23 protein-coding genes are annotated in these 17296 nt (G+C 64.2%); 12 read left to right on the top strand and 11 right to left on the bottom strand.

Features of this window, described 5'->3' with window-relative positions; translation table 11 throughout:
- Window positions 1-25 precede the first annotated feature (25 nt).
- Window positions 26-367: a low molecular weight protein tyrosine phosphatase family protein gene (locus PST29_RS13715; RefSeq protein ID WP_060845117.1), complete on the top strand. Its 342-nt coding sequence runs from the start codon at window positions 26-28 to the stop codon at window positions 365-367.
- 426 nt (window positions 368-793) lie between these two features.
- Here PST29_RS13715 and PST29_RS13710 read toward each other — a convergent pair whose 3' ends face one another.
- Window positions 794-1990 carry a PrpF domain-containing protein gene (locus tag PST29_RS13710; RefSeq protein ID WP_060843386.1) on the bottom strand — a complete coding sequence of 399 codons (1197 nt, stop codon included), beginning with the start codon at window positions 1988-1990 and terminating at the stop codon, window positions 794-796.
- 232 nt (window positions 1991-2222) lie between these two features.
- Between PST29_RS13710 and PST29_RS13705 the strand changes: the two genes are divergently transcribed.
- The 5 genes from PST29_RS13705 (at window position 2223) to PST29_RS13690 (ending at window position 4829) form a co-directional block, all read left to right on the top strand.
- Window positions 2223-2852: an alpha/beta fold hydrolase gene (locus PST29_RS13705; protein ID WP_060843385.1), complete on the top strand. Its 630-nt coding sequence runs from the start codon at window positions 2223-2225 to the stop codon at window positions 2850-2852.
- Window positions 2853-2902: 50 nt separating this feature from the next.
- Entirely contained in the window at window positions 2903-3055 is a 153-nt protein-coding gene (locus PST29_RS32140) for a hypothetical protein (RefSeq protein WP_159426281.1), read from the top strand.
- Window positions 3056-3076: 21 nt separating this feature from the next.
- The gene (locus PST29_RS13700; RefSeq protein ID WP_060843384.1) at window positions 3077-3649 is read left to right on the top strand and encodes an AidA/PixA family protein; all 573 of its coding nucleotides are present in this window, start codon (window positions 3077-3079) and stop codon (window positions 3647-3649) included.
- 170 nt (window positions 3650-3819) lie between these two features.
- Window positions 3820-4440 (top strand): LysE family translocator, encoded by a 621-nt coding sequence (locus tag PST29_RS13695; protein ID WP_060843383.1) that lies wholly within the window; start codon window positions 3820-3822, stop codon window positions 4438-4440.
- Window positions 4441-4547: 107 nt separating this feature from the next.
- Window positions 4548-4829 (top strand): ribbon-helix-helix domain-containing protein, encoded by a 282-nt coding sequence (locus PST29_RS13690; protein WP_060843382.1) that lies wholly within the window; start codon window positions 4548-4550, stop codon window positions 4827-4829.
- 151 nt (window positions 4830-4980) lie between these two features.
- Here the strand turns inward: PST29_RS13690 and PST29_RS13685 are convergent, their stop codons facing one another.
- A complete protein-coding gene (locus PST29_RS13685) occupies window positions 4981-5694 on the bottom strand; it encodes an RNA polymerase sigma factor (protein ID WP_442966404.1) in 714 nt (237 codons plus the stop codon).
- A 116-nt stretch (window positions 5695-5810) separates the two neighbouring features.
- On the opposite strand from PST29_RS13685, the gene PST29_RS13680 reads away from it, so the two are divergent.
- The 3 genes from PST29_RS13680 to PST29_RS13670 all read left to right on the top strand — a co-directional run bounded on the left by PST29_RS13680 (window position 5811) and on the right by PST29_RS13670 (window position 7648).
- Window positions 5811-6212: a hypothetical protein gene (locus tag PST29_RS13680; protein ID WP_060843381.1), complete on the top strand. Its 402-nt coding sequence runs from the start codon at window positions 5811-5813 to the stop codon at window positions 6210-6212.
- A 95-nt stretch (window positions 6213-6307) separates the two neighbouring features.
- Complete coding sequence (locus tag PST29_RS13675) at window positions 6308-6862, top strand: UPF0149 family protein (RefSeq protein WP_060838964.1); 555 nt, start codon at window positions 6308-6310, stop codon at window positions 6860-6862.
- 99 nt (window positions 6863-6961) lie between these two features.
- On the top strand, window positions 6962-7648 hold the full coding sequence (locus PST29_RS13670) for a hypothetical protein (RefSeq protein ID WP_060843380.1): 687 nt from the start codon (window positions 6962-6964) through the stop codon (window positions 7646-7648).
- Between the two features lie 57 nt (window positions 7649-7705).
- On the opposite strand, the gene PST29_RS13665 is transcribed toward PST29_RS13670, so the two are convergent.
- The 5 genes from PST29_RS13665 to PST29_RS13645 form a co-directional block, all read right to left on the bottom strand.
- Window positions 7706-9313: an alpha/beta hydrolase gene (locus tag PST29_RS13665; RefSeq protein WP_060843379.1), complete on the bottom strand. Its 1608-nt coding sequence runs from the start codon at window positions 9311-9313 to the stop codon at window positions 7706-7708.
- A 473-nt stretch (window positions 9314-9786) separates the two neighbouring features.
- The gene (locus PST29_RS13660; protein ID WP_060843378.1) at window positions 9787-10374 is read right to left on the bottom strand and encodes a hypothetical protein; all 588 of its coding nucleotides are present in this window, start codon (window positions 10372-10374) and stop codon (window positions 9787-9789) included.
- A 10-nt stretch (window positions 10375-10384) separates the two neighbouring features.
- Window positions 10385-10996, bottom strand: a complete 612-nt coding sequence (locus tag PST29_RS13655) for a hypothetical protein (RefSeq protein ID WP_041117820.1) — start codon at window positions 10994-10996, stop codon at window positions 10385-10387.
- A 107-nt stretch (window positions 10997-11103) separates the two neighbouring features.
- A complete protein-coding gene (locus tag PST29_RS13650) occupies window positions 11104-11454 on the bottom strand; it encodes a hypothetical protein (RefSeq protein ID WP_060843377.1) in 351 nt (116 codons plus the stop codon).
- A 39-nt stretch (window positions 11455-11493) separates the two neighbouring features.
- On the bottom strand, window positions 11494-11787 hold the full coding sequence (locus tag PST29_RS13645; RefSeq protein WP_060843376.1) for a hypothetical protein: 294 nt from the start codon (window positions 11785-11787) through the stop codon (window positions 11494-11496).
- An 89-nt stretch (window positions 11788-11876) separates the two neighbouring features.
- On the opposite strand from PST29_RS13645, the gene PST29_RS13640 reads away from it, so the two are divergent.
- Complete coding sequence (locus tag PST29_RS13640) at window positions 11877-12305, top strand: N-acetyltransferase (protein WP_173655894.1); 429 nt, start codon at window positions 11877-11879, stop codon at window positions 12303-12305.
- A 10-nt stretch (window positions 12306-12315) separates the two neighbouring features.
- On the opposite strand, the gene PST29_RS13635 is transcribed toward PST29_RS13640, so the two are convergent.
- The 4 genes from PST29_RS13635 to PST29_RS13620 form a co-directional block, all read right to left on the bottom strand.
- Window positions 12316-12786 (bottom strand): surface-adhesin E family protein, encoded by a 471-nt coding sequence (locus tag PST29_RS13635; RefSeq protein WP_060838959.1) that lies wholly within the window; start codon window positions 12784-12786, stop codon window positions 12316-12318.
- Window positions 12783-13430 carry a hypothetical protein gene (locus PST29_RS13630; protein ID WP_060843375.1) on the bottom strand — a complete coding sequence of 216 codons (648 nt, stop codon included), beginning with the start codon at window positions 13428-13430 and terminating at the stop codon, window positions 12783-12785. Before PST29_RS13630 ends, PST29_RS13635 begins: the two co-directional genes overlap by 4 nt.
- 112 nt (window positions 13431-13542) lie before the next feature.
- Entirely contained in the window at window positions 13543-14328 is a 786-nt protein-coding gene (locus PST29_RS13625) for a PhzF family phenazine biosynthesis protein (RefSeq protein WP_060845116.1), read from the bottom strand.
- Window positions 14329-14333: 5 nt separating this feature from the next.
- Window positions 14334-15029 carry a helix-turn-helix transcriptional regulator gene (locus PST29_RS13620; RefSeq protein ID WP_060838957.1) on the bottom strand — a complete coding sequence of 232 codons (696 nt, stop codon included), beginning with the start codon at window positions 15027-15029 and terminating at the stop codon, window positions 14334-14336.
- 181 nt (window positions 15030-15210) lie between these two features.
- Between PST29_RS13620 and PST29_RS13615 the strand changes: the two genes are divergently transcribed.
- Together PST29_RS13615 and PST29_RS13610 are read left to right on the top strand one after the other, a co-directional pair.
- Window positions 15211-15903 carry a response regulator transcription factor gene (locus PST29_RS13615; protein ID WP_060843374.1) on the top strand — a complete coding sequence of 231 codons (693 nt, stop codon included), beginning with the start codon at window positions 15211-15213 and terminating at the stop codon, window positions 15901-15903.
- Window positions 15903-17240: a HAMP domain-containing sensor histidine kinase gene (locus PST29_RS13610; RefSeq protein ID WP_060843373.1), complete on the top strand. Its 1338-nt coding sequence runs from the start codon at window positions 15903-15905 to the stop codon at window positions 17238-17240. Before PST29_RS13615 ends, PST29_RS13610 begins: the two co-directional genes overlap by 1 nt.
- Window positions 17241-17296: the final 56 nt, after the last annotated feature.

The following is a 17296-nucleotide window of genomic DNA, read 5'->3' as shown; positions in this document are numbered from 1 at the left end:
CGTCTGTGCCAAGGAGTTCGGCCCAATGCTCAATGTCTTGTTTGTCTGCAGCCAGAACAAGCTGCGCAGCCCCACCGCCGAGCAGGTGTTTGCCGACTGGCCGGGGATCCAGACCGCCTCCGCCGGGCTCAATCACGATGCCGAAGTGCCCCTGGGCCCGGAGCTGGTGCAATGGGCCGGGTTGATTGTGGTGATGGAAACCCGCCACCGGGAAAAACTGCGCAAGCGCTTCAAGGCGCTGTTGAACAACCAGCAGATCGTGTGCCTGAACATTCCCGATGATTACGACTTCATGGACCCGGAGTTGATCCAGTTGCTGCGGCAGAAGGTGCCGCCGTTTCTTCCCGATGGCGACGCGGCTCGCTGATATGCCTTTGGCATTCAGGGCCCCGCCCGAGCTGCGGCTGGAGCTGCGCAAGACCCCGCAGGGGCCTCGGCGGTTGCGAGAGCGCTGGCGAGCCTGCGGCTCGTTCGCAGCCTTCGGCAGCGGCTACACGAAGCGGATGCTAGCGCTGGCGTCACGGGCTCCTCTGTAGCCGCTGCCGCAGGCTGCGCAAGGCACCGCAGGGGCCTCGGCGGTAGTGAGATCGCTGGCGAGCCTGCGGCTCGTTCGCAGCCTTCGGCAGCGGCTACACGAAGCGGATGCAGACGCTGGCGTCACGGGCACCCCTGTAGCCGCTGCCGCAGGCTGCGCAAGGCACCGCAGGGGCCTCGGCGGTTGCGAGATCGCTGGCGAGCCTGCGGCTCGTTCGCAGCCTTCGGCAGCGGCTACATGAGGCGGATGCGGGCGGGGTCAGGCGCGGTGTGCGGCGCCAAGGGCGGCGGTCAGTTCGGGGGAGGCGTTGTACAGCGGGGTGCTGCCCTGTAGCAGAATCTGCGCGCTGCGCCGGTAGGCGGCGCCGTCGATCAGTAGCTCCCCGGCCACCTGTCGGGCATTGATCAGGGTCTCCAGCACTCCGGCGGGGTTTTCAATCGCCAGCGGGTATTCGCCCTTCCCTTCGCCTATTGCCGGTGCCCGCGCCAATAGGGCATGGGCCACAGTGCCTTCGGCCAGGCAGGCCGCCGCCAGGCAGCAGCCGCCGGACACCGCCAGGGACGGGTGGGCGTTCTGTGGGGTGAAGTAGCGGGTGGCGATATCACCGCCTTCTCGCGCCGGGCTGACGATGCAGATTTTGGGGATGGTTTCGCTGCGCCGCAGGTCGTCGGCGCTCATCAAACGGCCGTCGCGCTGGCGCAGGCCCATGCGCAGCCCGCCCAGCACCATCAGCTCCAGCAGGCGCGCCTTGAACTGTGGGTCGGCATCCAGTTCAGCCGGGCTCTCCTGCCCGGTCTTGCCCAGGTCCGCCGCGCGCAGGATGACCATGGGCACCGCCACATCGATGCAAGTGGCGGCAATCCCATCCAGCAGGTCGACCCGTTGCCCGCTGGGAAACAGCGCGCCGGTCTTGGCTCCCACCGGCTTGTCGAGAAACAGGTCGACCCCGGGAAACACCCCGTTGACCCCGGGAATCCGCGTGTCGCTCAGCAGCCGACCGTCGCGCAGGCTCAGGCGCGCATACATCGTGGTCTGGGTGTTGCTGTTGAAGATCTCGATCTGCCCGCCGCCCTCCCCGGGCTGCAGCCAGCCGCGTTGCAGGGCGTACAGCGGCAGGGCCGCGGACATGTTGCCGCAGTTGACGCTCCAGTCGATGGCGCTCTTGCCCGCCGCCAGTTGCGCCAGGGTGCTGATCATCCGCATCTCGCCGGGGCGGCGTTCGACGATGAACACTTTGTTGCTGGTGGGCCCGCCGCGGCCCAGGCCGGTGATCTGGGTATTGCCCGGCCACTCGCCCTGCAGGGGCACGCCCATCAGGTGGCGCAGCAGTTCTTCCACCAGGGCTTCGTCCTGGGGCAGCGCTTCGCGGGCCAGGATCAGCCCGGTGGAGGTGCCGCCACGGGCGTGGCACACGGGGAACTCAGGGATAGCAGCAGGCTTTTGCAGATCGGGCATGGCGGGCGCCTCCACGGTGGGCGAAAGGGGCGGCCCCCGCTCGGGCGGGCAACGGGCCGCAGCGCCGCATGATAAACCCTGGCGGCGGGTCCCGGGGCGCCAGCTTGGCGCGCCGCGCTCGCCTGATGCGGCGCTTGCTCACCGTCCCCGAGCACCGTATTTTCTAGCGCCGCCCGGTGGCCCCTGTCCGCGCGAGGGTTCAACCCACCGCCCATGGACCCGGAGCTATGCCATGCCCCAAGCCCCCCAACAACTGCTGTTTCTGCCCGGCGCCTCGGGCAATCGTCAATTCTGGCAACCCCTGGCTGCGCAGCTGCGCCATCCGGCGCGGCAGGTGCACCTGGGCTGGCCGGGCTTCGGCGACACCCCGCCACAGCCAGACGTGCAGGGCATGGACGATCTGCTGGACCTGGTGCTGCAGCGCATCGACCGGCCCACCGCGCTGGTGGCCCAGTCCATGGGCGGCATCCTCGCGGTGCGGGCGGCCCTGGCGCGGCCGGAGCTGATCACCCATCTGGTGTTGAGCGTCACCTCCGGTGGCGTGGACATGGGCGAGCTGGGCGCTACGGACTGGCGTGGCGACTATGCCGCGGCCTACCCGCAGTTGCCCCGCTGGTTCATCGATGACCACAGCGATCTCGGTCCGCGCCTGGGGGAGCTGGGCATGCCGGTGTTGCTGCTGTGGGGCGACTGCGACCCCATCAGCCCGGTGGCGGTGGGCCAGCGTCTGGCCAGCCTGCTGCCACAGGCCTGCCTGCGCATCGTGCCCGGGGCCGACCATGACCTGGGCCTGAGCCACGCGGCCCAGGTCGCCCCCTGGCTCGATCGGCACTTGAACGGCGAGTCGATCGGCGCCGACTAGCCGCGGCCGGCACCGCTCGTCTTGCGCCGCGTTTTTTTGCCAGGAGCCATTTGACTAAGCGTATCGAGGATCTAGATTCCACTCGCGACTGCATGCAAGTGCACCGCGCTCGCTGCCCGTTCGTCCAGGCCCCGAGCGCCGATGCCCAGCAGCCGCGCCATGGAAAACCGATGCAGGCTTGCCTGGGCATTCCAGGCGTCTAACGCGACAGCAGGGAGCTGGACATGAACGACAACATTGTGGACATCCTCATCACCATCGATGTGGACACCATCCTTGAAAGTGCCGAAAAGGGACTCTTCAAACTCAGCCAGGACGCTTCCAACCCTTCCCAGCTTTACAACATCTACGACGGCAACGACCGACTCTCGGACCTGGTGGTCTACATGGTGGTGCGGCGCAGCAATGCCGATGGCGCCGACGGCGGATCCGAGCTGGCGGTCAACCTGCGTCAGGGCGACCAGTTGCGCTGGCGCGCCACCAGCCTGTCCAAGGGCCTGTACTACTCGGTGATCCTCTACCAGTACACCCAGACCCACCCGCCGCTGAGCGAGGACCCCAACCCCTACCTGACCAACGTGGTGCCGACGGTGCTGCCGAGCACACCACTGCCCATCATCAACCGGGACAACCCCGCCGGTCAGCCGATCCCGCAGAACGTCAAGACCTTCTACTGGCAGGCCGACGCCACCCGCGTCTGCACCCGGGTCACCTACACCTGGTCCTTCATGATCGTCGACCGTGACAACAAGGTGCTGGGCTACTGCTCCTGGGACCCGTACTTCTCGATCCGCTAAGTCCGCCGCGAAGCACCCTCTCCCTGCCCGGCCAGGGAGAGGATGCACGGGCCCTCTTGCCCTACCCCCGGCCCTGCCACTATTTTTGTCCGTCCCGCCCCAGCAGCGTTCCGGTCATTTGCGCGACTCCCGATGCAGTGGGCCCCACCCCATGCCCTATTGGAGAGTTTATGGATCTCGCCACCCTGAGCCTGTTCATCCCCGCCTGCTTTGCCCTGAACATGGCCCCCGGCCCGAACAACCTGCTGTCGGTGAGCAACGCCACCCGCTACGGCTATCGCCACTCCTGCCTGGCGGGTGCCGGCCGGCTGCTGGCGTTCGCCGCCATGATCGCCCTGGCCGCCGCCGGCCTGGCGGTGGTCCTGCAAACCTCGGAGCTGTTGTTCCATGGGATCAAGATCCTCGGCGCAGGCTATCTGCTGTACCTGGCCTGGCAACTGTGGCGGGCCCATCCCGGCACTGAAGCGAGCGAGGACCGCGCCCGCGTCGGCCTCTGGGCCCTGGCCCGCCAGGAGTTCCTGGTGGCGGCGGGCAACCCCAAGGCGATCCTGATCTTCACCGCCTTCCTGCCGCAATTCGTCGATCCGGCGCAGTCGATGGGCCCGCAGTTCCTGATCCTGGGGGCGCTGTTCCTGGGGCTGGAGTGGATCGCCATCTGCGCCTACGCCTACATGGGCCTGCACATGCGCCGCTGGCTCGCCGAACCCCGGGGCAAGCGCCTGTTCAATCGCGGCTGTGCGCTGCTGTTGTCGGGGGCGGCGTCGGTGCTGCTGATGGCGCGGCGCGGCTAGAGGATCGTCCCTTCAGTCGGACGGGTACAGCCCATGGATGAGGGGTTCTAGGCATTTTGCTCGGTGCGAGGGCAGGATTAAATCCTATCCAGCTGGAGAAAGTCCCCATGCGTAGCACTCAGCAATTGAGCATCACGCTGCCAAACCAGAGGGCCAACGCGGTGAAGGCCAAAGTCGCGACTGGTGAATATGCCAGCGAAAGTGAAGTCATACGCGATGGCCTGCGGGCATTGATGGCCCGTGATCGAGCCGTGGAAAGCTGGCTCACCGGCCAGGTGGCAACCGCCTACGATGCCTTGAAAGCGGACGCTTCACACGCACTCAGTGCCGATCAGGTCCGTGCTCGGTTGTCAGCAGAGCACCAGAACGCCCGCAACAAACTGGAATGACGCACACCGTCGAATTTGCTCCAGAAGCTCTGGAGCAGCTAACCGCGCTTTATCGCTATATGGCCACGGCAGCCTCGCCAGACATTGCCCAACGCTATACCGACGCCATCGTGAGCCGCGGCTCCCGCAGGCGAATGAACACGCCCCGCACTCAAAACTCCCGGAACGTCGGCGCCTTGATGGCGGTCGAGCCCCGCCGCCGATGCCCGCCCGCGACAGGGTCGAAGGCGCCCATCTGATGGCGCTTGAGAGCGGCAAATAGCTGCAAGCGGGCGCGATGCAACAGCACGCGAACATGACTGCGCGAAATACCCAACTGCCCGCCGATGGCCTCAAGTGCGTGGCCCTGGCGCTCACGGGACAACAAGACCCGGCGTTGCAACAGCGGCAGGCTGTTCAGCGTCTGCTCCAGGCAGCCACGCAGTTGCTCGGCGCACAGCAAGGCTTCCGGGCTGTCTTCGTGCCACTCCAGCGGCGGCGCCCGGTCACCCTCCTCGGCGAAGCGCTGGTCGCCCGCCTGGGCCGGCCGCACGAAGCGACCCGCCTCGCGACGGTTCTGCACGTAGCAGCCCTTGGCCGCGTTGGCGGTGATGGTCAGCATCCAGGTCTTGAGGCTGGAGCGGTACTGGAAGCCGCCAAGGTTGTGCACAATCGCCAGCCAGGCGTCCTGCACCACGTCATCGACGTGCCGCTGACCGACAATCGCCAGGGCCACCGAGCGCATGGCGCCCTGATGCTGTCTGACCAGTTCGCGAAAGGCCTGCTGCTCGCCGGCCAGCAGGCGCGGCAATAACTGCAAGTCGTCGCTGACGGCGGTCAGCGGCAGGTGCTGCAAAGATTCCATGTCGAGGATCTCCATGCTCATCAGCTCGCCCCCTTTACCGCCGAGGCAACAATCCTACGAACAAGCCTAGGAAACGGATGCACACTCGTGCATATATTTCTCTGCGCGCCGCGTCCGGCTCGCTATGATGGTTTCCCATGAACCCCAGCCCCGCCCTTCGCCAACCCTGTCCGCCCGGCGCCTGCATCTGCGAGCGCGAGCAGTTGCTGGACACCCCCGGAGCCGACCTGCGCATCCTCTTGCTCACGCGCCAGGAGGAAAAGCGCCTGCTCCAACGCCTGGAAAACCTCAAGGACCTGGCGGACCTGGAACACATGCAACGCCAGATGCTGGAGAAACTCGGCATCCGGGTGCAGATCACTCCCAGCGACAACGAAGTGCGCAGCATGCGCGGCATCGCCATTTCCCTGGGCGAGTTGCCCGGGCTGTGCCGCAAGACCCGGCAAGCGATTCCGGCCGCCATTCGCCGGGCCATGGAGAACCGCCCGGAAATCGCCTACCGCCTGCTGGATGCCCAGGACCTGCTGCGCGACACCTGAACCCCGCTCGTTCAGGCCTCGCGCTGGCCGCTTGAGGCTTGCAGCCTGGCCCGTGAACCCGGAAACTTGCCGCTGCTTTTTCCAGGACTCCCCTCATGCAAAACACCCCACTGAACGCCGCCGACTTCGAACTGATCGAAGACACCCTGCTCAAGTACGGCGACGACCACTCGGTGCTCAATCCCTGCGAGCTGGACGGTTACTTCACCGCGCTGGTGTCGGGCCCGGCTCAAGTCGATATCGCCGAATGGTTCCCGGGTATCTGGGGCGGCGAAAACCCGGCCTGGGAAACCCCGGAGGAATGCCGGCAGTTCATCGACCTGTGCGTGCGCCACATCAACACCCTGGCCGTGCAATTGACCCAGGCCCCGCAAGCCTTCAAGGCGCGCTTCGAACACACCGAGCACCAGGGCCAGGACCTGCTACTGGCCGAAGAATGGTGCTTCGGCTACCTGCGCGGCGTGGCCGTGGGCAACTGGCCGGAGATGCCGGCGCCGCAGGTCCAGGCGCTGCAGTTGATCATCGACTGCGCCGAACAGGACAACTTCGAACTGCCGGCCGACCTGAACCTGGAGCAGCATCGCCAGCAAGTGGCGGCCATCGAACCGGCCGCGCGCACGCTGCATGCCTACTGGGCGGCGCAGCGCTGAGGCTAGCGACGCCAACAGCAACGCCCCTCTCCTCTGGGATTCAAAAAAGGCAGGTAGCCCATTCAGGGTTACCTGCCTGTCAAGGACGGATACTTCCCCATGCTCAAAGGCATCAAAAGACTTTTCACCACTTCTGCCCCGGTGACGAAACAGGCACAAGACACTCCCGTACAAGCCACCGCGCCAGCGACATTGGAGGAGTATCTAGCACGCTTGCCGACTTGCGATCATGAGCCCAGCGAGGATTTCTATTACAGGACAGAGGCCGCTGAAAAATGGCAGCAGTACTTCTCAAACGAGTTCAGAGTGACCTGTCGCAATCCAGCAGGAGGCCACTCTCAGGACCTCGACATGAACCCTGCAATGCAAAACTCCAGTGACCAAGGCCTGGTGCATGCTTTCTACTACTACACCCCCTTCACCTATGCGCAAGAGAAAATTGCCTCGCATCATGAGCAGTGCATCGAGTCGGATCTGATCTCAACTGATAATCACTGGATGACTCTCTGCTTTCTGACCCGTTATAAAAAAAACACGGCAACCTTGGCTGGTCGAACAAGCCATGTCGATGGGACCCAGAACAATAAAGGGTGCCAATACATCATTTGCGACCCCGACTGCCTGACCATTCCACGGCAGGACATCCAACTTCACTTGAATGGCCACTGGTATCCACTGCCGGCCATAACCGATGCAACTCTGAGGAACCTGCTGGTGACTTGGCGCGATGATGCATTGTTCCGCGAATCACGCGCCTCTTCCTTGCTCCAGGCCTTGAAGGTCTGATCAAGCTGGAGCATCCGCAGGTGCATTTCCACAGGGCTTAGCGCTAAAGCCCTCAAGTCATCGGGTAGGCGCATATTCTTCAATCAGCTTCCACAACAGACGGCCCATCGGCAGACGGTAGATATCGCTGTGGGCGCCTCCTCCGGATCCCGGTGAGTTGAATTGGGTAATACCGTTCGAGGCGTCGATATAGGCCACTTTCCTGTCGGGGCCGCTGCTCTTGAACGGCTCGGCACAACCTTGTTGACCGTACTTGCAGACTTCGAACCGGCCCCCTGGAACTGCGGACGTGTCAGAAGCCGTCATGCACTCAAATATGCGCTGGTACTGGGGTTCGGTCGTATCACAGGCCTTGTGGTACGAGCCTATCGATCCAGCAGGATCGGTCCAGACGATAAAGGGAGCGCCGGTCGCCAAATCGTTGGTGGCTGCCGTCAGCACGACCTTGGTCTTTTGAAGATGCCCGTAGTCCCGATAGGGAGCACCTTCACGTCCGAGATCCGGGGCAAAACGGTTGATGCTCATCGCCCCTTGCAAGCCGACTGCCAGATCAACCGGGCTGGTGACCATGGGCTGATCGGGGAACTGACTGTCCAGAGGGACCAGGGCCGGCGAACTGAACACCGCGCGAGTCATGGCCCGTGCACCGAAACTGTGGCCCAGCGCAACGACCCTGGCCTTGCTGCCAGAGGCCGCCAAGCTGCGCGGAATGGTTTCGTTGAGAATCTTGTTCAGCCAGGACAAGCCTATTTCGTCCGCATCATTGGCCTTATTGGAATAGCTGAATACGTTGCCAAAGGAGTTGGACCAATAAGACGGCCAGGTCACCCCAATGACCAAAGGGCGGAATTTGCCAGTCACCTGATCATTGGCCAGTGGTGTGATTGCCATCGTCCTGTTGATCGGACTTTCCTGTTGTCCTTTGGCCGCTTCCAAGGAGGCGGCCATCAAGTTACCGGCCAAGTCATTGAAATTTCGTATGGCTTCTTGTTGGGCAGTGTTCCAGCCCATGACAATCACCAGAACATGGGTATAACTACCTCGTCGAAGATCCTGGGTCAGATTATTTTCCAGCGATAGCAGCGCATACTTCCCATAATCGTAAAACTGATAGGCACGGGCATCCACCTTGTCTAGATTGGTGGATATGGAGCAGGCATGCCAGTCACTTATTTTCGCCAGATCATAGTTCTTTTGGATTAGTGATAATTGCTTTGCCGCGTAAGCGTTATATACAAAGCAATGACTCTTTGAAAGATAAGGATCACTCGCCCCAGCGTCCTCCTTGGCGATCGAGTTTTTTATGATGTGCGAGATAAACATCGCCTTAGAGTCACTTTCCTGAAATCTCCTGATCTGGCTTGGTGTTCCCCAGCGGCTTGGTTCTTCCCCGCTGATGTATTGACCGCTGCGGACGAAGCCAACCTGGGGATAGGCCTTAGGACCACCGACAATAGACTGCGGGCTTTTTTCAATGGCCACGACATACCCCGGGTAATGCAAGGCGGTTCCAGATGGGAAATACAGGCTGGAATGGAAATTCTTCGCATTGGTGCTTTCCAGTTGCAATGCCGACTCATAAGGTTCCATGACCGACCCGGGTCCGGAACAACCAGCGACTCCTATTCCCAAGGCAATCAGGCTCAACCATTTAAGACGCATCATAACTAACTCCCTGGATCATTCTTGACCCTTATGCTGACATTCGCGCCGCAGACACATTAACTAGAGACAAACTGGATGCCTTACCTAGTTACAACACCACTATAGTCAGCAAGCAACAATCAGCCAGCATCTCAACATATAAAAATTAGGACTTACCCCTAAAACCTTTCCCACATGGACCCCACTTCATTTCAACACGCCAACCTGTTCTCACCGCTAGTACAAACCAAATTTAAATCCAGCCCTTACTTGAAAAAAACTGTTCGATAGCAAACTTATAGTTAGCCGACAATCAACTTTCATTTAAGAAGCCCAGGAATAGCTAATGGATACAAGATTAACTACGCCGGGTTCAGGTCTGTGTAATGTCACGAGAACATGGGCTCCGCTGCTGGCACGGCCCATAAAAAACGCCGCTGCCCCTTCCCGGGCCAGCGGCGTTTTCATGCCTGCCATAACGTGCGGCGCGAGGCCTACAGCAATTTGCGCTGCACCGCCTCATCCAGGGTGCTGCGGGCCAGTTGCTGGACCACGTCGCGGGTGTCCGCCTGGAAGGGAATGGCGACGATCAGCAGCAACTGCATCCAGGTGCGCACCGATTCGCTCTTGCGAATCCGCCCCAGCTCCTTGCCGTCCTTGTCCTTGAACACCGTCTCCAGGGTGAAGGTGTTCTTCGCCGTGGACGGAATCACGAAGAAGGTGGCGCCGGTGATGATGGCCGAGGCAATGCTGAACTGTTCGTTGTTGTACAGGGTGGCTTCGGCGTACAGGTCCGATTCGACCTTGTCGGTGCTGACCCGGGCAAAGCGCCCGGACTGGCGGTAGGCATCGGCCACCACGGTTTCCCAGGCGGCTGCCGGAGCGCCGGCGGCGGCATTGGCCGGGCCGCCGTTGACCTGGTACATGGCGGTGGTGCGGACAAAGGCGCTGGGCTTTTGTTCGGCGGTCTGTGCCGCCGGCGGCCAGCTGCCGACAGCGCTCAGTTCGTGTTGCGAGTAGGACACGCAGCCGCTCAGCAGCAGCGCCGCGAGCACCAGGGTGTGCTTGATGAAACCCGACATGGGACTCTCCTTAGTGTTGCGCCAACCGGGCGGTGGCGTTGTCCAGCAACTTGGCAACCAGTTCGTTCAGCTGTTTGGCGCCCTGGGTCGGGGCCCAGTACTCGCGGCCATACAGGCCGACGTTGCGCTCGAACTTGAGCTGCTCCTTGGCACTGGCCAGTTCCTTGCCGTTGCGGTCGACGATCGACAGGTCGCCGGCCAGGTCGAAGGTATCGACGTAGATCGGACCGTTGACCCAGATCCACACGGTCAGGGTCAGCAAGGCCCCGGGCAGGTAGCCCGGATGGGGCGCGCGGTGGCCCTTGAGGGAGGTCATGTTGAATTTCAGCACCACGTCTTCCTCGCCCAGGCGGGTGGGGAATTCGCTGAGCTGGCGGAAGTAGCCGGCGCTCTTGACGTAGGGAGTCAGCTGGGCCGTGAGGGAACGGCTGATGGCGGTGCGCGTGGCGTCGTCGATACCGCTGGCGGTAACTTGCACATCGGCAATTTGCGCAGTGCGCGGGCTGCTGATGGGTGCAGGATGCAACGGCGCGCCCAGCGGGCCGGTGACGTTGTAGGAGACACAGCCGGTCAGCGCCAGGGTGGCGATGAGGGCGGCGGCCCCGAGCAGGGTTCTGAACACGAAATATCCTTATTGAAAGACGAACAGCACCAACGTCTCGACCCCGGCGCCCAGAACTTTAGGAAAACCGCGCATTGCGTCGGGCGGCACTGGCCCGCTTCCGGTCCCTATTGATAGCCCTCTTCATGGGCCTGGAGCAGATTGAACAAGTGCTCCTGGGGCATCGTGCAGTCCTGCAACGGTTCGGGCGCAACCCCGTTCCATTCCTCATCGGGGTCGGTCTCCACAATCAGCAGCGGCACCTGGGCGCTGTTGAAGAAGGCGAGGATGTCGCGCAGTTCCTGCTCGCGCTGCACATGGTCGTTGTGAAACAGCTTGGCGCTGTAGAAGAAGCCCTCGGCGCCACGGCGCAGATAGCCCTGGGCAGCGCTCAGGGACAGGCCCAGGCGCTGATGGAGAAACTTGACCAGCGCCAGGCTGGTGGTGGGCGTCGCCGTGGCGAGGCTGATGCGGGACATGACAGGCTCCTTGAAAAACCGCGGGCAATGACCGCGCGCCTACTCGGGGCGCCACAGGTCGAGCCCTTGCACATGACGCTCGATGTCATCCATGTCGTCCTCACCCAGGGTGTGGTCGAAGGGTTCGCTGAGGATCCTGCGCACCCGGGCCAGACGCTGGGTGACCTGCTGGTTGTCGATGAAATCGGTGGTGGCGCGCTGGTAGTCAGCCACGGGCTTGTCCCTGTAGTAGGCGCCCATCTTGTGCAGCGAGATCAACACGAACTCCAGTTCCGCCAGGGCCTCCAGGGCCTGCTCGCCCGAAAGGCTGAGGGTGCGGTTGCTTTCCAGCATCGAATACTTCCTTGGTTCTCAATCATTGGACAGACCGCCGCCACCTGGGTAGCGTGCGGCGCACACTTGAATCCGACAGGCCCCCAAACATGCTGATCAGGGACTTTCAAAACAGCGATATGCAAGCGTTGCTGGCGCTCTGGCTGGACGCCTCGATCCAGGCCCATCACTTTATCGATCCCGACTTCTGGCGCTCCAAGGTCGAGGACATGCGCCAGCTCTACCTGCCCCATGCCCAGACCCGAGTGGCCGAACGCGACGGCCAGCTCCTGGGCTTCTACTGCCTGCATGAGGATCAGCTGGCGGCGATTTTCGTCGCGGTGCCGCACCAGGGCCAGGGCGTGGGCACACAGCTGCTGGCCGATGCCCGCCAGCGGCGCTCACGCCTTGAGCTGGCGGTGTATGCCGCCAACCTGCCGAGCATCGGCTTTTACCGCCAGCAGGGTTTCCAGGTGATCGGCGATGGTATCGATCCCCACACCGCACAGGCCGAACTGATCATGGCCTGGCCGCAATGAAGGACCTGGCTCACGGCGCCTTGGCCGGAGCCAGCTTGAGCCGTGTCGGGTCGATGGCGCAGACCATGTTGCGCAACTCGCCCAGCAATGACTGGCGGGGAAACGCCGCCCATTGCGCCTGATCGGCCTTGCGCGTGACCTCCACGCCCTGAGCGAACGGCTCGGAGAAATACACCCGGCCGAACTGCGCCGACTCATCCTTCTCGCAGTTGATCACCCGGGTCGCCCGCGAGCTGTGGATCGGCGGCTTGCCCGCGCCCAGCTCGGTAGGCTTGGCGTAGTTGTTGACCAGATAGAACTGCCGCAGGTTCGGGTTGTTCTGGTAGAGGGCCAGCGAGTTGGCGGCAAAGTAGGTGGCCAGTTCCGGGCTTTCCAGCACCTTGAACATGCCGTCCGGACGCTGCGGCGCCGGGGCCTGGCTGCCCGAATGCGCGCACCCGGCAAGCACGAGCGCCGCGCTCAAGCCCAGCAGCTTGTTCATCGGCCCGCTCCCTGGGCCAGGTCCGGCCGCTCCTGGTCGAGCAATGCCTGATCGACCGTGCCCTGCAGCGAGCAGAGCAGGCGGGTCTTGCCGTCTTCGTCGCTGAGCATGAGGATTTTTTCCGCGGAACCCGGCGCCGGAGCGATGCCCGAGGCGGCGGCCGGGTTGTCCTGCCAGGGCGCCGTGGCGTTGAGTTTGATCTGTGGCCGGGAGATGAAGTACTCACCGGCTTCCTGCCAGCCGGCCTGGGGCAGCGCGGCCATCACCGCGGCGCGGCTGGCATCGATGTCGAAGCCCCAGAAGTGGAAGCTGCCCTGCTCGCCCAGGTCGAACTGACGATCGTAGTAGCCGGTCAGGCGCAGGCCGCCATCGCTCAACGGGCGAGAAAACGCCTGCGCTGCCGTGGCGCTGTTCAGGCGGTCGGTGACCGGCACCCAGGCGATGCCCTGGCGCTGATTCTCGGCCAGTTTCACCACCTGCCCGAGTTCGGCGCGCTGCTGATACAGGGCCTTGAAGAAACCCGGCTGGCAGTCCAGCAGGCTCTCGCTGAGGCTGGCGGCCTGGGCAGCGCCGGCACTCAGGCCCAGGAGCAGGGCCAACAGCGGTGAGGTGGCAAGGCGGGGCAAGGGGCGCGTCCGGTGCATGGTCTGGAACATCCTGAGCAGGCGAAAAAAACGCGACTCTACCTGCGCAGGCCGTGCCGAGACAAATCCGCTTGCAGGCGCCCGGCCTGCGCCGCAGAGCGGCGGCGCCGCGTCAGAGGAAAATGCTGCCCTTGAGGTACAAGGCGCCGTAGCCGCTGATGATCACCCGCCCGTTATCCAGCACCTGACACTCCAGCTGACCCTTGCGCGCCCCGCCCTGCTGCGCCCGCAACTGGTGCTTGCCCAGGCGCGCGGCCCAGTAAGGCGCCAGGGAGGTATGGGCGGAACCGGTGACCGGGTCTTCATTGACCCCGACCCGCGGGCCGAACCAGCGCGAGACGAAATCGAACGCCCGGGACGGTGCCGTCACGGCGATGCCGCGCACATCGAACGCGGCCAGTGCGGCGAAATCGGGCTTGAGCGCCTCCACCAGAGCTTCGTCGTCCACCACCAGCAGATAGTCGTCGGTACGGTACAGGGCCTCGGCCGCGGACAGGCCCAGGGCTTGCAGCAGGGCCGCAGGAATCGCCACGGCCTCGGGCTGCTTGGCGGGAAAATCCATGGACAGCAGGCCGCCCTCGCGGCTCACCCGCAACTCACCGCTGCGGGTGGCAAAACGCAGCACGTCGCGGCGCTCGCCCAGTTGCTCGAACAGCACCCAGGCCGCCGCCAGGGTGGCGTGCCCGCACAGGTCGACTTCCACCGTGGGGGTGAACCAGCGCAGTTCGAAGACCTCGCCCCGGGGCACGAAATAGGCGGTTTCCGACAGGTTGTTCTCCAGGGCGATGCGCTGCAGCACCGCGTCCGGCAACCAGGCGTCCAGGGGGCACACCGCCGCCGGGTTGCCACCGAAGACATGGGAGGTAAAGGCATCCACTTGAAAGATATCGAGCTGCATCGCGGTCATTCCTCGGCGCCTTCGGCGCGGATCTGTTCCAGGTAGTTGTAAACGGTGTAGCGGGTCACCCCGAGGGCCGCGGCGGCCTTCTCGATCCCGCCCTTGACGATGAACACCCCGCGCTCCTGCATCTGGCGCACGGCCTCCAGCTTGTGCGACTTGCTCATGCGCGTCGCGCTTGCCGGACAGGCGCCCTGGATGATCTGCGCCAGCAACTGCTCCATGTCGGGGGCTTCGTCGCGGCGCGGCGCAGGGGCGCTGCCCAGGCCCAGCAACTGGCCCAGGCAGGCGTGGGCGGCGGCGATGCCGCTCAGGTCGCTGTTGCTGCACAGGCTGGCGAAGGGCTGCCCGCTGCGGTCGCGAAAGATCACCGTGGAGCTGCGTAGCTCGCGGCCGTCGGGGGCCAGGGTCGGGTAGTTCTCCAGTACCAGCGGGGTACTCGCGGAGCGGTCCTGCAGGGCGCGCAGCACGGCGGCAAAACCCAGGTCCCGGCGCGGCCCGCCCAGCACCGGATCACCCACCCGGCGCCCGGTGACATGGCCGTTGGCGATGGCGACGATCGACGACTCCGGGCGATCAAGGTCATGCAGGACGATTTCCACATGCTGGCCCACCACGCCGGCGAGCATCTGCAAAGTGCTGCCCAGCACCTGCAGGACCAGTTGGCGCTCGGCAAGAAGGGTATCGGAAGGCACGTTCATTGGCGTTTACCAAACTGGGCGGCCGGGAAAAATATCAACACACTGTTGAATATTCAACTTTTAGTTGATTGCACTGCCCTGCCCGGTCAGCCGATTGCGGCAATTGCAGCGCCCGGGACATTGCGGCAATATTCGCAAATGTAAAACATTCTCATTAAATACTTTCCTTCAAGTGCCCCCCATGACCCCCACCCTGCTCCTCGTGGAAGACGACGCCCGACTGCGCGACGATCTGCACCGGCATTTCCACCAGCGCGGCTTTGCCGTCACCCCTTGCAGCGACGGCCGCCAGGGCTTGGCAGCGGTGCGTGCCGACCACTTCGACCTGGTGCTGCTGGACATCATGCTGCCGGGCATGGACGGCCTGGCCCTGCTGGAAACCCTGCGCCAGGAACAGGGCACGCCGGTGATGCTGATGTCGGCCCTGGGCGCCGAGCAGGACCGCATCACCGGCTTTACCCGGGGCGCCGACGACTACCTGCCCAAGCCTTTCAGCCTGGCCGAGCTGGATGCCCGCGCCGACGCCCTGCTGCGGCGCATGGCCCGGGTACAACAACCGTCGGCCACCCATCTGGACCGACTGCTGAGCTTCGACGAACACGCCCAGGACGTGCTGCTCCAGGGCCGCGCCGCGGGCCTCACCGGTTCCGAATACCGGCTGCTGGTGACCCTGCGCGAACACCCCGGGGAAACCCTGAGCAAGCCCTTTCTCTATCAGCACGTACTGCATCGCCTCTATACCCGCCTGGATCGCGGCCTGGATGTGCACGTGTGCAACCTGCGGCGCAAGCTCGCCGAGCTCGGGGTGCAGCACCTGCAGATCCAGGCGGTGCGCGGCGCCGGCTACATCCTGGTGGAAGCGGAGCGCCATTGATGCGCCGTCATCCCCTGCTGTGGAAACTGGCCGGCCTGCAGATCGGCTTCTGCCTGCTGCTGACCTGGATCATCTGGACCTGGGGCCTGTCGGCCGAGCGCAGCACCTACTTCCTTGACCCCGCCGATCGCCAGTACCTGGCCCGCTACGCGCAGCAGGCCGAGGCCGCCTGGCAACAGGGTGGCGCGGCGGCGGTGGATGCCTTCGAACAACGCCTGGCGGCCGAGGAGCACACCTGGGTCGCGGTGCTTGGCGAGCGCCTGCAACGCCTGGGCAGCACCCCGCTGAGTGCCGAGGACGCCAGCCACCTGACCTTCATGCGCAAGCTCGACTGGCCCATGAGCCGGCGCCTGCAGGACGAGCTGCCCTACGTCAGCATCGAATTTCCCGAGCACCCGGAACAGGGCCGGCTGGTGCTGCAATTGCCCGAGCGCCTGCTGCCCGGCGGCCTGACGCCCTGGACCCACCTGCTCAGCCATGGCGTGGTGCCGACCCTGCTGGCCGCCCTGCTCGGCCTGTTGCTCTATCGCCACCTGGTGCTGCCCCTGAACCGCCTGCGCGACCGCGCCGATGCCTTGCGCGCCGACCACCTGGACAGCCAGGGGCTGGGCACGCCGCTGGTGAAGCGCCACGACGAGCTGGGGGAGCTGGCGCTGGCCTTCGAGCACATGGCCGAGCGCCTGCGCCAGAGCCTGGCCCAGCAGCGCCTGCTGCTGCGCACCTTGTCCCACGAGTTGCGCACGCCCCTGGCGCGGCTGCGCATCGCCCATGACAGCCGCTTGCCGCCGGAGCAGTTGCGCCAGCGCCTGGACCGGGAAATCGCCGACATGCAGCGCCTGCTGGAAGACACCCTGGACCTGGCCTGGCTCGACACCGAACGCCCGCAACTGCCCACCGAAGCGGTGCAGGTGCTGTCGATCTGGGAAGCCCTGCGCGAGGACGCCTGCTTCGAAAGCGGCTGGCAGGCCGAGCGCCTGCCCTGTCTGCTGGACGCCGACTGCCGGGTCCAGGTGCACCTGGACAGCATCGCCCAGGCCCTGGAAAACCTGCTGCGCAATGCCATTCGCTATTCCCCCGCCGACGGCCGGGTGAGCCTGCGCGGCTGGCGTGAAGGCGCCTGTTGGCACCTGTGCCTGGAAGACCAGGGGCCGGGGGTCGCCGAGCAGGACCTGCAACGGATGTTCCAGCCCTACCAGCGCCTGGACTCGGCCCAGGGCGAAGGGTTCGGCCTGGGCCTGGCCATCGCCCGGCGCGCCGTGGAGCTGCACCAGGGGCGGATCTGGGCCAGCAATGGCAACCCCGGGTTGTGCCTGCACCTGCTGCTGCCCGCCGCCTAGGCCCGCGACCTGGAAGTGTTTAGAAAGTTAATGCGCTTTACTCGCAAATAGCATTC

Origin of the sequence: Pseudomonas sp. St29, assembly GCF_001547915.1 — a bacterium.
Classification (GTDB): domain Bacteria; phylum Pseudomonadota; class Gammaproteobacteria; order Pseudomonadales; family Pseudomonadaceae; genus Aquipseudomonas.
This window is presented reverse-complemented; position numbering and strand designations above follow the sequence as displayed.

Excerpts from the sequence above, each read along its gene's own strand:
- PST29_RS13665 (WP_060843379.1), bottom strand. The coding sequence starts at position 9,313 with ATGATGCGTCTTAAATGGTTGAGCCTGATTGCCTTGGGAATAGGAGTC.
- PST29_RS13635 (WP_060838959.1), bottom strand. The coding sequence starts at position 12,786 with ATGAACAAGCTGCTGGGCTTGAGCGCGGCGCTCGTGCTTGCCGGGTGC.
- PST29_RS13620 (WP_060838957.1), bottom strand. The coding sequence starts at position 15,029 with ATGAACGTGCCTTCCGATACCCTTCTTGCCGAGCGCCAACTGGTCCTG.
- PST29_RS13685 (WP_442966404.1), bottom strand. The coding sequence starts at position 5,694 with ATGAGCATGGAGATCCTCGACATGGAATCTTTGCAGCACCTGCCGCTG.
- PST29_RS13640 (WP_173655894.1), top strand. The coding sequence starts at position 11,877 with ATGCTGATCAGGGACTTTCAAAACAGCGATATGCAAGCGTTGCTGGCG.
- PST29_RS13650 (WP_060843377.1), bottom strand. The coding sequence starts at position 11,454 with ATGTCCCGCATCAGCCTCGCCACGGCGACGCCCACCACCAGCCTGGCG.
- PST29_RS13625 (WP_060845116.1), bottom strand. The coding sequence starts at position 14,328 with ATGCAGCTCGATATCTTTCAAGTGGATGCCTTTACCTCCCATGTCTTC.
- PST29_RS13690 (WP_060843382.1), top strand. The coding sequence starts at position 4,548 with ATGCGTAGCACTCAGCAATTGAGCATCACGCTGCCAAACCAGAGGGCC.
- PST29_RS13615 (WP_060843374.1), top strand. The coding sequence starts at position 15,211 with ATGACCCCCACCCTGCTCCTCGTGGAAGACGACGCCCGACTGCGCGAC.
- PST29_RS13680 (WP_060843381.1), top strand. The coding sequence starts at position 5,811 with ATGAACCCCAGCCCCGCCCTTCGCCAACCCTGTCCGCCCGGCGCCTGC.
- PST29_RS13700 (WP_060843384.1), top strand. The coding sequence starts at position 3,077 with ATGAACGACAACATTGTGGACATCCTCATCACCATCGATGTGGACACC.
- PST29_RS13710 (WP_060843386.1), bottom strand. The coding sequence starts at position 1,990 with ATGCCCGATCTGCAAAAGCCTGCTGCTATCCCTGAGTTCCCCGTGTGC.
- PST29_RS13610 (WP_060843373.1), top strand. The coding sequence starts at position 15,903 with ATGCGCCGTCATCCCCTGCTGTGGAAACTGGCCGGCCTGCAGATCGGC.
- PST29_RS13670 (WP_060843380.1), top strand. The coding sequence starts at position 6,962 with ATGCTCAAAGGCATCAAAAGACTTTTCACCACTTCTGCCCCGGTGACG.
- PST29_RS13705 (WP_060843385.1), top strand. The coding sequence starts at position 2,223 with ATGCCCCAAGCCCCCCAACAACTGCTGTTTCTGCCCGGCGCCTCGGGC.
- PST29_RS13645 (WP_060843376.1), bottom strand. The coding sequence starts at position 11,787 with ATGCTGGAAAGCAACCGCACCCTCAGCCTTTCGGGCGAGCAGGCCCTG.
- PST29_RS13660 (WP_060843378.1), bottom strand. The coding sequence starts at position 10,374 with ATGTCGGGTTTCATCAAGCACACCCTGGTGCTCGCGGCGCTGCTGCTG.
- PST29_RS13695 (WP_060843383.1), top strand. The coding sequence starts at position 3,820 with ATGGATCTCGCCACCCTGAGCCTGTTCATCCCCGCCTGCTTTGCCCTG.
- PST29_RS13630 (WP_060843375.1), bottom strand. The coding sequence starts at position 13,430 with ATGCACCGGACGCGCCCCTTGCCCCGCCTTGCCACCTCACCGCTGTTG.
- PST29_RS13715 (WP_060845117.1), top strand. The coding sequence starts at position 26 with ATGCTCAATGTCTTGTTTGTCTGCAGCCAGAACAAGCTGCGCAGCCCC.
- PST29_RS13675 (WP_060838964.1), top strand. The coding sequence starts at position 6,308 with ATGCAAAACACCCCACTGAACGCCGCCGACTTCGAACTGATCGAAGAC.